Genomic DNA, 14,156 nt, shown 5'->3' with positions numbered 1-14,156 from the left:
TAACTGACAAAGTCCTAATCGGGGCATAAGTAGCTAACTTTGATGGAAGATAAGGTTCACTTTGTCAGTTTGGTTGTTGATTAAAAGTACTCTAAATTTATTTAGCAAATCTAAAGGATGGGAACGGCATCCTCTTGTGGCGGTGTTCGCCACAAGAGATATAGTGTACAGCGGGACCAGTGTTTCCTGAGAAAGCCTATTTTTTCTGCTTCTAATTATTTTAAAATTCAAACGGCAAATCTGTGGCCAAAGAATCAACTGGAATTTGTGTGCTGTCTGGCACTCGCAGTTTGATGAACGATTTGGCTTGACCGGTAATGAAGAAAGGTTTCGATTTGTAAATGGAATCTTCTGGCGCAAGTAGGCCTCGTCTGTTCATTAAATTAGTCAGGTACAATTGCTGTTTTGCGGCATAGTCTTTCAGGTTACCTTCGTCATTGAATTGGTACATAAATTTGCGAGGACTCGGGATGATTCTCGCCAAGTACAGACACTCGTTCAAGTCTAATTCGGCAGGTGTTTTTTGGAAATAAAAACGACTTGCCTCGCCAATTCCATACACGTCAGGTCCCCATTCGATAATGTTGAAATATACTTCGAGCATGCGCTCTTTGCTTACCACTCGGTTGTTTTCGAGGATGTACACCAATAAAATTTCTTCTAGTTTTCTAGACAAGGTTTTTTCGCGGGTCAAGAAAACATTTTTGACCAATTGCATACTGATGGTACTCGCACCACGCGCAAATTTTTTGGTTCGAATGTTTTTGAGAATCGATTGTTTGAAAGCTTCATTGATGAAACCTCTGTGACGAAAAAAGGAAGGATCCTCGGTAGTGAGCACACATTTTTGCAAATAGGGAGACATTTGGTCCAAAGGGGTGTAATCTGGGTTTTCTGTTCCTACTACAATAGGGCGTTGCAATACGTTTTTGATGATAGCTCGGTACACAAATTCGCCATTGAGTTTCGTTAAATTGGCTTTCCCGTATTTTGTAATTCGGAGGTTTTCTTTGTTTAATTTGCTGTCAAAAACCAGTTGATACGGTTTGTTTTTATTGAATTTAAAGTCCAAGTTGTACTCAAAATTTCCTTGGGCTTCCATCCCTTGAAAGTTGGTAAATAAACCATCGGGAAGCGAAACGATGAAATCTTGCGCCTTCATTTTTGGGATGCTTACTTGCAGTTTATAGATGGTATCCGATTCGGTTTCATAAGCCAAGTAAGGATTCAGTTTTATTTTGTTGAGTTGCAATGTTGAGCTTTTGTCGATAGAAATAAAATCAGAACCCAAAAGAAAACGGAAGTCAAAACGCGCTTTTTTGATGACTACATCTTTATTGGCAATTTTGGGATGATTGACGTGTAAATTGGTTATGGTAGCAAAACCATCAAAATGGAATTCGCCCATTGTTTTGTCGATGTTGTCAACATTTAAATGAATGGAATCAAAACTCGATTTGAGATTGTAGCGCTCGTCTACATAAGGCAAACGAATGGCGCCAGTATCTTTATTGAAAATGCGAATATCGGCTTTTCTGTTTCTCGGGTCGGCCAAGCCTTTCATGCTCAGATGTTGCTTGAAAGTACCCGTTTCTACCGTTATTAAGGAGTTGAGTTCTTGATTGTCTAAAGTAAGTTTTTCGATATCGATATTGGCTTTTTTGCCATTATCATCAATCTTGAAGGCTAGTTTTTCGATGCTCATATCCGTTGGAACCAAGTTGAGCAATCTCGAAATCATTCGGTAAGCTGTTGCGGCATAATCGGTTTTACTATCCGAGTTTTCTAGATTGAGTTCTTCATCTTTTTTCAAAAAAGCATCAAAATTTTTGACCTTTCCTTTTTTTACCAATTGAATGTATCCTTCTTGTAGTTCCAAAGATTGTAGTTGGATATTACCAATAAAAAGATTCCAAAAGCTTATGCTGGTTTTCAGTTTTTTGATATTCAAAAGGGTATCAGCGTTTTTTGGAGCCAGCACTACATCGTACAAATCAATACCGTTTAATCCGTCAAAAGAGGCTTTTTTTACGGTAAAATTACTGTTGTATTGCTGCGTCATTTTGGTCGAAACTTTATCTAACGCTTGGTTTAAAAGGGAGTCTCTAAAAAAAATAAAACCGCCCACCACGAGTAGTAGTACAGCTAAAAGTATTTTGGCTGCCAAAAGCAGTTTTTGTTTGTTTGTTCTCATATCATGGTTTTCACTTCGGGTGCAAAAGTATCTTATTTTATGTTAAGATAAATTTAAAAATGCTGTGTGGACTTACACAATAATCCAATTGAATATCATTCTCAAAAACGTCATTTATTTGATCTTCAGGTTCAAAGAAGGATAGTCCAATTTTTAAAGTTTCGGGAGAACATTCGGAGAGAAATTGATCATAAAACCCTTTGCCATAGCCCACTCGGTTTCCTAATTTGTCATAGGCCAATAATGGCACAAATACTACTTCTATTTGTTCGGGAGGAACGGCAATACCTGATACGGGTTCTGGAATTTGGTACTCGTTTTTAACGATTTTGGTGTTTTCTGTCAATAAAAAATGCGTCATTTTTCGGGTCTCGAAATCGCTTTTTGACAGGATGATTTCTTTGTCTTTTCCAGCTAAAATGTGTAAAAGATATTCGGTGTTGATTTCCTTTTGGGGTTCAATAGGTAAAAAAATATGAAAATAGGTTTTGTCCCAAATCGGAAGCGATAAAGCTTGGTTTGCGATTTCCAAGCTCATCGATTCTATGTCATTTTCACTAAGTGCTTTTCTGAGTGCTTTGTATTTAAGCCGTAATTCCTTTTTCAACATGCATAGTTGCTTTTAATTGGGCTATAAAAGTAGTCAAATGTTCGACTTCTACATGGTCCATAAGCACTATTTTGTACCATTTGTTTTCAGCGTTGTGTTGTTGGGGTACCAAATCAAATCTTTCAGCTAAAGCATGATTAATGTTTTTTGCATCAATGGTTACAATATTCATATAAGGTTCACGGAAATACGGAATGTTGAGTTGGTCCAATTCATTGCATAAAAATAGTGTACGCATTTGCAACACGCTTACTTTTTCGAACCAACCGTGCGGACCGTAAGCAAACAAAATCATCCAAACCGCCACTGCATTAGAACCCGATCGACTTCCGCAAAGCGTTAAATCCATTCCTTCTACATACTCGGCTTCTTTAGTCAAGACATTTTCTATCAATCCTTTTCGGCAAATAAAAATCCCTGTACCATAAGGCGATTGTAGCATTTTGTGCGCATCGATGGTAATCGAACTAATTTTTGGATTATTAAAATTAAGGGTCGATTGAGGATTGCTAAACGGATACACAAATCCACCGTAAGCTCCATCAATATGGAGTTTGTATTCTAAATGGTGTTTTTCGTAAAGCGCGGAATATACGTCGGGATTATCTACAGAACCAAACATAGTGGTTCCCATATTCGCAACGGTGATAAAGTATTTTTTGCCCTTATTTTTGGCATCGATTAGCAATTGTTCCAAAGCATTTGCGTTGATTTCTCTTTGATGAAAAGAAACGGGAACTTTAATCCAATCGAGCATCAAAACATTGGAGCCTTTGGCAATGGAGTAGTGCGTATCTTCAGAAGCAACGATGGCAATTTCGTGCAGTTGTGCTCCTTTTTGGTTCATAAAGTAATTGCGATACATCCAAATGGCCTGAATATTCGCCTCTGTTCCACCGGGAGAAATATAACCATCGTAGGAATTGGGTACGGCTTTGAAAATATCAACGGCAATTACATCTAGGACTTCACGCTCTATTTGTTGGGTTCCTTTGAATGCTTTTTCGGAGGTGCCCAAGGTATGGCAACCAATATGATTAGGATTGGCGACATAGGTTTGCAAAGTAGGCGCTTCTTTCAAAAAAGGCGCATCGTCATAAAAAACTTTTCCGTCTAGTTTTGATGCTGGATAACCCAAAGAAATGTCTTTCGAAAAATTTACATTTTCGTCTAATGCTTTTTGAATGCGCTCTTTGCGTTCTTTTTGGTCTAATTTTTTCCAGTGCAACATACCTCTATTTTTTCTACAAAGGTAAATGGCGTTTTAGAATTAGAATATGACTTTTGTTAGGTTTTGGACGATTTACTATAGCTCCATAAACGAGGCAATTTGAGCTTCGGGTTGGCTTGTTGCTTTGTTTTTTTCAGGAACCAACGAAGTAGACAAATGAAAAATGGCATCGCCTTCGTAAACTATAGGCGATTGATTGCTGTTGATTACGTAACCATCATTAGGCGCCTTGATTTTGCGTTCAAATTTCCCAAAGGGGTCGGTTATGGTCGCGAGAATGGTTCCTTTTTTTACAAACGTGCCTATAGTATTGTAGTCGTGAAGCATTCCGGAGCATTTGGCTCTAACCCAATTCGATTTTTCGATGTAAATGGTTTTGTTTTCTGGAATTTCGATAGTGTGTTTGGGGTCTAACATATCTAGGTAGGCTAGCACTCGTTTTACGCCATTAATGCCTTCATTGGCCACTTCATTATTAATGTCCAATGATTTTCCACCCTCGAAAAGCAGCATTTTTATATTCATTTTGGTACTCGAGTTTCGGAATGAACCTCCAATATTTTTGGAATACAAAGTAAATGGCGCATTGAAGGTATCGGCCAATAGTTTTAATTCGGGGTCGTTTTCGGCCAAACGAATTTGTGGTGCATTGAATCTACTAGCGCCTCCGGCGTGAAAATCAATGGCATAATGCACTTCGGGCATAACTTCGTTTAGAATGTGAAAGGCAAATCTACTCGCCAATGAACCTTTTTTGCTTCCTGGAAAAGAGCGATTCAAATCACGACCATCAGGAAATTCTCGGGAACGATTCACAAATCCATACATATTAATAATAGGAATGCAAATAATGGTGCCACGTTTGGGTTTGTTTATTTTTTTGCTAATGAGTTGTCGAACGATTTCTATGCCGTTGATTTCATCTCCGTGAATACCCGCTGAGAAAAGCACGACGGGCCCGTCAAGTTTAGAGCGACGAACAATAATAGGGATGTTGAGTTTTGTAGTCGTGTGAAGTCTCGCCATCTCAACGTTGATGGTTTTGTTTTCTCCAGGTAAAATGCTTTCGCCAAAAATCGTTATTGGTTTTAAACTTCTCATAGCCAACTTTAATGGGCTAAATATAAAAATTATTAGGTATTAACTGTTGTTTGAAATTCAAATAAAATAAAAACTAAAACACACTAAGCTACTTCAGTGCAAGTAGAGTCAAAGATTTATAACAGTTAGCTAAGAACTCAATAATTGACATCGAAATAGAATTTCACAAATTCCATCAACTCTAATCATTTGTGCTATCACTGCCTATTTTGATTCCTGATTAATTAGTAAATTCGTGGCTGAAATTTTTGAATACGAATGTTCTGAAGAAAAAGCCAACGCAGAAGTTTTAGAAAAATAGAATTACTAAATTTGTTCAGAATAAAAAGCGATAGCGAATTTTCTAAAACTACAATGACGCAACCCTCTATAGCCCTTCAAATACAAACCCTTCCTGATAATCCAGGAGTGTATCAATATTATGATAAGGAAGGTAAAATTTTATATGTAGGCAAAGCCAAAAATTTAAAAAAAAGGGTGTCCTCTTATTTTAATAAAATTCACGATACGGCAAAAACCAATGTGTTGGTCAAAAAAATTGTGACCATCAAACACATTGTAGTTCCCACAGAATCCGATGCGTTGTTGTTAGAAAATAACTTAATCAAAACACTTCAGCCTCGTTATAATGTATTGCTTCGCGATGACAAAAGTTACCCTTGGTTGTGCATCAAAAAAGAACCTTTTTCGCGCATTTTTTCTACTCGAAGAATGATCAAAGACGGTTCCGAATATTTCGGTCCTTACACGAGTTTTAAGACCGTAAATACGATTTTGGAATTAATTAAAGAATTGTATCCACTGCGCACTTGTAATTTTGATTTGAGCCAAAACAACATCAATAGTGGGAAATTTAAAGTATGTTTAGAATACCATATTGGCAATTGCAAAGGACCTTGTGAAGGTCACGAAAGCTTGGAACATTACCAAAAACAAGTAAATGCGATACGCGAAATCCTTAAAGGAAATTTCAAAGAAAGTTTAAAAGACTTTAAGCGAATGATGATGGAGTTGGCGGCCGAAATGAAGTTTGAAGAAGCACAGAAAATAAAGGAAAAAATTGAGGTTCTAGAAAATTACCAATCCCGTTCTACGATTGTCAATCCAAAAATTACGAATGTCGATGTGTTTTCGATTGTTTCGGATGAAAGTGCCGCTTTTGTCAATTTCTTGCAAATTTCCCACGGTTCGATTATTCGTTCGCACACAATGGAAATCAAGAAGAAGTTAGCAGAAACCGATGAAGAGTTGTTAGAATTAGCCATTGTTGAACTTAGAGAACGCTTTCATTTATTGTCCAGAGAAGTGATTGTTCCTTTCGCCATAGATTTAGGTGAAAATATTAAAATTACAGTACCTCAATTGGGTGACAAAAAACAAATATTAGATTTGTCTATTCGTAATGCCAAGTTTTACCGCATAGAACAACTCAAACAATTGCAGATTGTCGACCCAGATCGCCACACCAATCGCATTATGGCGCAAATGCAAAAAGACTTGCGATTGCCTGTACAGCCTAGGCATATTGAGTGTTTTGATAATTCAAATATTCAAGGAACGAATCCTGTCTCGGCTTGTGTGGTTTTTAAAGATGGGAAACCTAGCAAGAAAGATTATCGTCATTTTAATATCAAAACCGTCGAAGGACCCGATGATTTTGCTTCGATGACGGAGGTGGTGTACCGTCGATACAAACGATTATTGGAAGAAAACGAACCTTTACCACAATTGATAATCATTGATGGAGGAAAAGGACAATTGTCTGCTGCTTTAAAAAGTATTGACGAACTTGGATTGAGAGGAAAAATCACCATCATTGGCATTGCCAAACGATTAGAAGAACTCTTTTTTCCCGGAGATTCCATTCCTTTATACTTGGATAAAAAATCGGAAACATTAAAGGTGATTCAGCAATTGAGAAACGAAGCCCACCGATTCGGAATCACGCATCATCGCGACAAACGAAGTAAAGCCGCTTTAAATTCTTCGATTGAAAGCATTCCAGGCATAGGCGAAAAAACGATGACTACCTTAATTCAACATTTTAAAAGTGTTAAAAGATTGCAAATGGCAACAGAAAAAGAAATTTCTGACGTTATAGGAGTATCGAAAGCCAAAAAAATTTCCGACTTTTACAAGACAAAATAACGGTATAACATTTCCGATTATGAAGAAACTCTCGATTATCCTTATCTTATTGCTTAGTAGTTTCTCATTATTCGCGCAAAACCAAGACAAAAGACCAAAAATTGGTTTGGTATTGAGTGGTGGTGGCGCGAAAGGTTTTGCGCATATTGGGGTACTCAAAGTACTCGAGGAAGCAGGAATTCAGATTGATTATATTGGCGGAACTAGTATGGGTGCGGTGATTGGAGGTCTCTACGCATCGGGGTACAATGCAGCACAAATTGACTCTATTTTTCAGAAAACGAATTTTGACGAATTGATCAATGATTATATTCCTCGAGCTTCAAAGAATTTTTATGAAAAAAGAAATGATGAGCTGTATGCTTTTGTATTGCCTTTTAATAAATTCAGGATTGGAATTCCTGAGGCGCTTTCTAAAGGAATGTATAATTTCAATTTGCTGACCAGATTAACTAGGAATGTAAAAGATGTAAAAGATTTCAATCTACTTCCTATTCCCTTTTTATGTATAGCTACCGATATTGAGAGCGGCGAACAAGTCTTGCTCAATAAAGGTAACTTGGCTCAGGCTATGTTGGCCAGTTCTGCTTTTCCTTCGCTTTTTTCTCCTGTAGAGATTGATGGAAGGGTTTTGATTGATGGCGGTGTTGTAAATAATTATCCAGTCGATGAGGTCCTTAAATTAGGAGCAGATATTATTATTGGTGTGGATGTGCAAGATGGTTTAAAAGATCGAACTCTTTTGAGAGATGCAACCAAAATATTGGTGCAGATTAGCAATCTCAATATGATTGATCGAATGAAAGACAATGTAAAAAAAACAACTATTTACATTAAACCAGATATCAAAGAGTATGGTGTGATTTCTTTTGATAGAGGTCGTGAGATTATCACAAAAGGAGAAGAGGCGACCTTTGCGGTTTATGAAGCATTAAAAAAATTAGTTCCAGAAAATAATGCTTATCATAAACCTAATTTACAAATTGTTTCAGATAGTATTTTTGTTTCCGAAGTAAAGGTCAACGAGTTGAAAAACTTCACAAAGGCTTATGTCAAAGGAAAATTACGTTTTAAAGAAGGAACCACAATAACCTACGAAAAGCTACAAAACGGAATTAATAATATAAATGCAACACAAAACTTTAGTGCAATTAACTATTCTTTAGAACCTAACGGATATGGAGAAACATTAGATATAAGTCTAAAAGAAGACCCCCTGAAAACGTTCTTAAAGTTTGGATTACACTACGACGGTTTGTACAAAAGTGCCGTTTTGGCCAATATCAGCCAGAAAAATCTTTTCTTCAAAAATGATAATGCCTCTTTGGATTTGATTATTGGTGACAACTTACGCTATAATGTAGATTATTATGTAGATAATGGTTTTAATATTAGTTTTGGTTTTAAATCTACGTTTGCTCAGTTCAATCGAAACGTGGCAAATTCCATTCAACCAGGAGGAATTGTTGGAGGAGATGTTTCTCTAATTAATATTGACTTTAAAGATTGGACAAATCAAGCATATTTTCAGTCCGTTTTTGTTCAAAAATTCTTGATAGGTGCGGGTTTAGAGTATAAGCATTTACAAATAGTACCTATCACAATCGCTAAAAATTCTCCAGATATTGATGATAGTAATTATGTAAGTGCTTTTGGTTACTTAAAATATGATGCATTTGATAATAAATATTTCCCAACAAAAGGATGGTCTTTTTCGAGTGATATCCATACCTATTTGATGTCATCTAATAATAACGGATTTAACCCATTCACTATTCTCAAAGCCGATTTTTCTGTGGCTTTTAAAATTTTACCCAAACTCGTTTTCAAGTTTCAAACAGATGCAGGATTTAGCGTTGGAGAAGATAGCGTTCCTTTCTTTAATTTTGTTTTAGGAGGTTATGGCTTTAATGCAATAAATAATTTTAAACCCTTCTATGGATATGATTTTTTAAGTATTGGAGGGAACAGTTATATAAAGACTTCTGGAACGCTAGATTATGAGTTTTACAAAAAAAATCATTTTAATTTTTCGGCAAACTTTGCCAATTTAGGGAATGATATTTTTAGTAGTTTGGATTGGTTTTCTATACCAGAATTTTCAGGATATGCTGTAGGTTATGGTTTGGATACTATCATTGGTCCAGTTGAGATTAAACATTCATGGTCTCCAGAGACCCCAAGTGGTTATACTTGGTTTAGTATAGGATATGTGTTTTAATCGTAAATTATATCAAAAAAAATTACGACATTTGCTTTCATGAAAACAAAATGGCAAGGTTTATTAGATTTTCTGCAATTTCTTATTAAGAGAAATCCAGAATGATTGCACTATTTTTTAAGGAATACAATTAGGTTGAATCTAAATTTTTTAAAAAATGCCAATATATCATAAACTAGGAGATTTTCCTCAAAAACGCCACGTACAATTCGAGAAACCTGATGGGGGATTGTATTACGAGCAACTATTCGGTACCGAGGGTTTTCACGGTCATTCGTCACTATTATATCATGTACACCGACCTACTCAGGTCAAAGAAATACTAAATTCTTACTCGGTAGAACCCAAAATTGCTATCGGCAAAAACATCAAATCATTATTGCTAAAAGGGTTTGAATTGTTACCCGAAAATGATTTCTTAGAAAGCCGCAAGCCTATGTTGGTCAATAAAGATTGTACCATTGGTTTAGCAGCTCCAACAGCATCCTTGCGCTCCTATTTTTATAAAAATGCCGATGCCGATGAAATGATTTTCATCCACAAAGGAAGCGGAACGCTAAGAACAATGATGGGTAATATTCCTTTTGAATATGGAGATTATCTCATCATACCTCGCGGAATGATTTATCAAATCGATTTTGATACTACAGAAAATCGCTTGTTTTATGTAGAATCTTTCGCGCCTTTTTATACACCAAAACGATACAAAAACGAATCGGGTCAGCATTTAGAGCACGCTCCTTTTTGTGAACGCGATTTCAAATTGCCAACAGCGTTAGAAACGCACGACGAAAAAGGAGATTTCTTAATCAAAATAAAAAAAGAAGGGATGATGCACGAAGTGGTCTATGCCACGCATCCTTTCGATGTTATTGGTTGGGATGGCTATAACTTTCCTTATGGCTTTAGTATCCACAACTTCGAGCCCATAACTGGTCGCGTGCACCAACCACCACCAGTACACCAAACCTTTGAAACATCAACTTTTGTAGTGTGTTCTTTCGTGCCTCGTTTATATGACTACCATCCAAAAGCTATTCCTGCACCATACAACCACAGCAACATCGATAGCGATGAGGTATTGTATTATGTAGATGGCGATTTTATGAGCCGTAATAATATCGAACAAGGTCACATCACTTTGCATCCAAAAGGAATTCCTCACGGGCCAGCACCAGGAGCAATGGAACGAAGCATTGGTCAAACTATCACACAAGAATTAGCCGTTATGGTCGATACGTTTCGCCCTTTAATGGTTACCGAAGAAGCGATGGGTCTTGATGACGGACAGTACTACAAATCTTGGGTAGAAGCCCCTTAGTCCCCAAAGGGAGGATGGTATCAATTATTCCAAAATAAAACTTTTAAATCAATTTAACTATAAATCCTATTTACCCCTAATAGGAATTCCCCCTTTGGGGGTTAGGGGGCTTAATTATGGCAAAAGAAGTACAATCAGTAGAATACGGATTAGAGAAAATATTTGAAGGAGCACAAGATTTCCTTCCATTAATGGGAACCGACTACGTAGAATTTTATGTGGGTAACGCCAAACAAGCGGCTCATTTTTATAAAACCGCTTTCGGATTTCAATCGCACGCATATTGCGGGTTAGAAACAGGCTCAAGAGACAAAGTTTCTTATGTGCTAAAACAAGACAAAATCCGTTTGGTGTTGACTACCGCTCTTACTAGCGAATCCCCAATTGGAGAACACGTAAAAAAACACGGCGATGGTGTAAAAATAGTGGCACTTTGGGTAGAAGATGCTCGTAAATCTTTTGAAGAAACCACCAAACGTGGCGCAAAAGTATACATGGAACCTACCGTAGAAAAAGACGAATTTGGTGAAGTAGTTCGCGCTGGAATTTATACTTACGGTGAAACCGTTCATATGTTTGTCGAACGTAAAAACTACACTGGTGCTTTTCTTCCAGGATTTGTAGAATGGAAATCGGATTATAATCCTACTCCTGTTGGACTAAAATACATCGACCACATGGTAGGAAATGTGGGTTGGAACCAAATGAACGTTTGGGTAAAATGGTACGAAGACGTGATGGGATTTGTGAATTTCCTTTCTTTTGATGACAAACAAATCCATACCGAGTATTCTGCTTTGATGAGTAAAGTAATGAGTAATGGTAATGGACGAATTAAATTCCCAATCAACGAACCCGCCAAAGGAAACAAGCGTTCACAAATTGAAGAATATTTAGATTTTTATGAAGGAGCGGGTGTGCAACACATTGCCATTGCTACCGATGATATAATTACTACTGTTACTGAGCTTAGAGCTCGTGGTGTAGAGTTCTTATCACCACCGCCTCATGCGTATTACGAAGCCATTCCAGAACGTTTGGGCGAACACATGAGTATGATGAAAGAAGATTTAGCCGTAATCGAAAAGTTAGCCATCATGGTAGATGCAGATGAAGATGGGTATTTATTGCAAATCTTTACGAAACCAGTTGAAGACCGTCCTACCTTGTTTTTTGAGATTATTCAGCGAATGGGGGCCAAAGGATTTGGAGCAGGTAATTTCAAAGCTTTATTCGAATCGATAGAAAGAGAGCAAAAATTGCGAGGAACGCTGTAAAATTAAGTTTTTTTTGCATTATCAAAAAAAATAACTAAACCAAAAGCTAATTTTTTGCAAATGTTGTGTTAAACTCAATTTTTTCGCAAAAAAATATGGATTTCTGTTTTACCTTTGTACTCACAAATGAAAGGGGTGGTTTCCTTTCATGGGTATTATAAATTTCATAATTTATAGTTTTTTGGTTAGTTAATAGCATAAAAACTCAGTCATTAATTTGACTGGGTTTTTTTGTTTTAATACATTTGGAATCATTTTTGCCAAGAGAATCTCAAAAAAAGCTCAAAAAATTACTTAATGCGAAAACTAATACTCCTCTTTTTGTTGGTCTTTACAGTTAGCTTTGATTCTCAAGATTCATCGGCATTCGATTCGGGTGAATGGTTTAAATTCCGGATACATTATGGTTTTGTAAATGCAGGTTACGCCACATTAGAAGTAAAAGATGCGGTCATCAATCAAAAATCTGTTTATCATGTTATTGGTAAGGGATACACTACTGGAATGTCTCGTTTCTTTTTTAAAGTGGATGATTTATACGAAAGTTATTTTGATAAAGAAACCGGTTATCCTTATCAATTCGTTCGGAAGATAGATGAAGGTGGTTATACCAAAAATCAAGAAGGTTTTTTTAATCAAAGCACTAACAAAATTTTAGTGAAGGATTATAAAAATAAAAATGAGAAAACATTTTCCTTTCCCAAAGGAACACAAGACATAGTCTCTACTTTTTATTACCTTAGAAATTATCCTACTATTGATAAATTAAAAGTGGGGGAATCTGTTACTATTGATATGTTTTTTGATAATGAAACTACAAAGTTTAAGTTAAAATTCTTAGGTCGTGAAGATATTACAACTAAATTTGGCGTGATTTCAGCAATGATTTTTCGTCCCTTGGTGCAATCTGGCCGTGTTTTTAAAGAGAAAGAGAGTTTAACGGTTTGGATTTCAAATGATCAAAATAAAATTCCTTTACGAATCAAAGCAGAACTAGCAGTTGGGTCTATCAAAGCTGATTTGGATGCCTACAAAGGATTAAAGCATCCCTTTAAAGTAAAAGCAAAATAGAATGAATCTTACAGATAATACCTCTTCATTATTAGAACAACTCGATCAAAAATTTAAAGCAATAGATCAAAAAACAACCACTCATTTGGAAGGTCTTTTGTGGTCTAAACCCATTACTTATTGGGATTATATACAAACGGATGCCTTATTGAATCTGCAAACGCAACGCACAACTTTACCTGATGAAATGGTTTTTATTATGTATCATCAAGTCAATGAATTGTTGTTTAAAATGATTCTTTGGGAAATGCAACAAATCTCTTACTGTGAACAAATAGAAACGTCTTTTTTTACGGAGAGATTAATGAGAATTAGTCGTTATTTCACTATGCTGACAACATCATTTGATATTATGGGTGATGGAATGGAGGTTGAACAATACATGAAATTTAGAAATACGTTGACGCCAGCTAGTGGTTTTCAAAGTGCACAATACCGAATGATTGAATTTGCATCTACAGATTTAATCAATTTGATTGACGCTCGATTTAGAGCAACAATCGACCGCAATACTCCTTTTGAACATGCTTTTGAACATTTGTATTGGCAAGCTGCCGGAAAAGATCACGAAACAGGTGAGAAGTCTTATTTGTTGAAAGAATTTGAAAGAAAATACAAAGCTTCTTTTATTGCTCAAATGAAAGAGTACAACACGATCAATCTTTGGCAAAAATTCAAACAATTGCCTAGTGAGGCTCAACAAGATCCTGCTTTAATCAAGGCTATGAGAGAGTATGATTATACGGTAAATGTTACTTGGGTAATGCAGCATTTAAATACCGCCAAAAAATATATAGAGTCGAGTGGATTGGGTGATGGAGAAGCTACAGGTGGAAGTGATTGGAAAAAATACATGCATCCTAAATACCAAAGACGAATCTTTTTTCCTGAACTATGGAGTGCTGAAGAATTGGCCAATTGGGGAGTTGGATTATAATTGTATATTTAAAACGTAAAAGTTTCTTTGATTTTAAAAAAGTGA

General features: G+C 36.3%; 10 protein-coding genes. 6 read left to right on the top strand and 4 right to left on the bottom strand.

What is annotated here, in order from left to right; genetic code table 11:
* Positions 1–220 precede the first annotated feature (220 nt).
* The 4 genes from ACZ1AQ_RS02415 to ACZ1AQ_RS02400 all read right to left on the bottom strand — a co-directional run bounded on the left by ACZ1AQ_RS02415 (position 221) and on the right by ACZ1AQ_RS02400 (position 5,136).
* Positions 221–2,194, bottom strand: coding sequence for a transglycosylase domain-containing protein (locus ACZ1AQ_RS02415; RefSeq protein ID WP_489631348.1), 1,974 nt, complete (start codon positions 2,192–2,194; stop codon positions 221–223).
* Between the two features lie 37 nt (positions 2,195–2,231).
* Positions 2,232–2,804 carry a 5-formyltetrahydrofolate cyclo-ligase gene (locus ACZ1AQ_RS02410; protein ID WP_489631347.1) on the bottom strand — a complete coding sequence of 191 codons (573 nt, stop codon included), beginning with the start codon at positions 2,802–2,804 and terminating at the stop codon, positions 2,232–2,234.
* Positions 2,779–4,035, bottom strand: a complete 1,257-nt coding sequence (locus tag ACZ1AQ_RS02405) for a pyridoxal-dependent decarboxylase (protein ID WP_489631346.1) — start codon at positions 4,033–4,035, stop codon at positions 2,779–2,781. Before ACZ1AQ_RS02405 ends, ACZ1AQ_RS02410 begins: the two co-directional genes overlap by 26 nt.
* Before the next feature lie 75 nt (positions 4,036–4,110).
* A complete protein-coding gene (locus ACZ1AQ_RS02400) occupies positions 4,111–5,136 on the bottom strand; it encodes a succinylglutamate desuccinylase/aspartoacylase family protein (protein WP_489631345.1) in 1,026 nt (341 codons plus the stop codon).
* Positions 5,137–5,490: 354 nt separating this feature from the next.
* Here ACZ1AQ_RS02400 and uvrC point away from each other — a divergent pair, with 354 nt between their 5' ends.
* The 6 genes from uvrC to ACZ1AQ_RS02370 all read left to right on the top strand — a co-directional run bounded on the left by uvrC (position 5,491) and on the right by ACZ1AQ_RS02370 (position 14,111).
* The gene (uvrC, locus tag ACZ1AQ_RS02395; RefSeq protein WP_489631344.1) at positions 5,491–7,284 is read left to right on the top strand and encodes an excinuclease ABC subunit UvrC; all 1,794 of its coding nucleotides are present in this window, start codon (positions 5,491–5,493) and stop codon (positions 7,282–7,284) included.
* Between the two features lie 19 nt (positions 7,285–7,303).
* Positions 7,304–9,505: a patatin-like phospholipase family protein gene (locus tag ACZ1AQ_RS02390; RefSeq protein WP_489631343.1), complete on the top strand. Its 2,202-nt coding sequence runs from the start codon at positions 7,304–7,306 to the stop codon at positions 9,503–9,505.
* 157 nt (positions 9,506–9,662) lie between these two features.
* A complete protein-coding gene (locus ACZ1AQ_RS02385) occupies positions 9,663–10,826 on the top strand; it encodes a homogentisate 1,2-dioxygenase (protein WP_489631342.1) in 1,164 nt (387 codons plus the stop codon).
* 116 nt (positions 10,827–10,942) lie between these two features.
* Positions 10,943–12,103 carry a 4-hydroxyphenylpyruvate dioxygenase gene (gene hppD / locus ACZ1AQ_RS02380; RefSeq protein ID WP_489631341.1) on the top strand — a complete coding sequence of 387 codons (1,161 nt, stop codon included), beginning with the start codon at positions 10,943–10,945 and terminating at the stop codon, positions 12,101–12,103.
* Positions 12,104–12,400: 297 nt separating this feature from the next.
* Positions 12,401–13,174, top strand: coding sequence for a DUF3108 domain-containing protein (locus ACZ1AQ_RS02375; RefSeq protein WP_489631340.1), 774 nt, complete (start codon positions 12,401–12,403; stop codon positions 13,172–13,174).
* Position 13,175: 1 nt separating this feature from the next.
* Positions 13,176–14,111 (top strand): tryptophan 2,3-dioxygenase family protein, encoded by a 936-nt coding sequence (locus tag ACZ1AQ_RS02370; RefSeq protein WP_489631339.1) that lies wholly within the window; start codon positions 13,176–13,178, stop codon positions 14,109–14,111.
* Positions 14,112–14,156 lie beyond the last annotated feature (45 nt).

It is taken from the genome of Flavobacterium sp. UM26 (assembly GCF_057922445.1).
Note: the sequence above shows the minus strand (reverse complement) of the source record. Positions and strands in the feature narration are given on the sequence as shown.

Bases quoted from the DNA above. Each gene is read 5' to 3' on its own strand.
- ACZ1AQ_RS02415 (WP_489631348.1), bottom strand. From the start codon at position 2,194: ATGAGAACAAACAAACAAAAACTGCTTTTGGCAGCCAAAATACTTTTA.
- ACZ1AQ_RS02410 (WP_489631347.1), bottom strand. From the start codon at position 2,804: ATGTTGAAAAAGGAATTACGGCTTAAATACAAAGCACTCAGAAAAGCA.
- ACZ1AQ_RS02405 (WP_489631346.1), bottom strand. From the start codon at position 4,035: ATGTTGCACTGGAAAAAATTAGACCAAAAAGAACGCAAAGAGCGCATT.
- ACZ1AQ_RS02400 (WP_489631345.1), bottom strand. From the start codon at position 5,136: ATGAGAAGTTTAAAACCAATAACGATTTTTGGCGAAAGCATTTTACCT.
- uvrC (WP_489631344.1), top strand. From the start codon at position 5,491: ATGACGCAACCCTCTATAGCCCTTCAAATACAAACCCTTCCTGATAAT.
- ACZ1AQ_RS02390 (WP_489631343.1), top strand. From the start codon at position 7,304: ATGAAGAAACTCTCGATTATCCTTATCTTATTGCTTAGTAGTTTCTCA.
- ACZ1AQ_RS02385 (WP_489631342.1), top strand. From the start codon at position 9,663: ATGCCAATATATCATAAACTAGGAGATTTTCCTCAAAAACGCCACGTA.
- hppD (WP_489631341.1), top strand. From the start codon at position 10,943: ATGGCAAAAGAAGTACAATCAGTAGAATACGGATTAGAGAAAATATTT.
- ACZ1AQ_RS02375 (WP_489631340.1), top strand. From the start codon at position 12,401: ATGCGAAAACTAATACTCCTCTTTTTGTTGGTCTTTACAGTTAGCTTT.
- ACZ1AQ_RS02370 (WP_489631339.1), top strand. From the start codon at position 13,176: ATGAATCTTACAGATAATACCTCTTCATTATTAGAACAACTCGATCAA.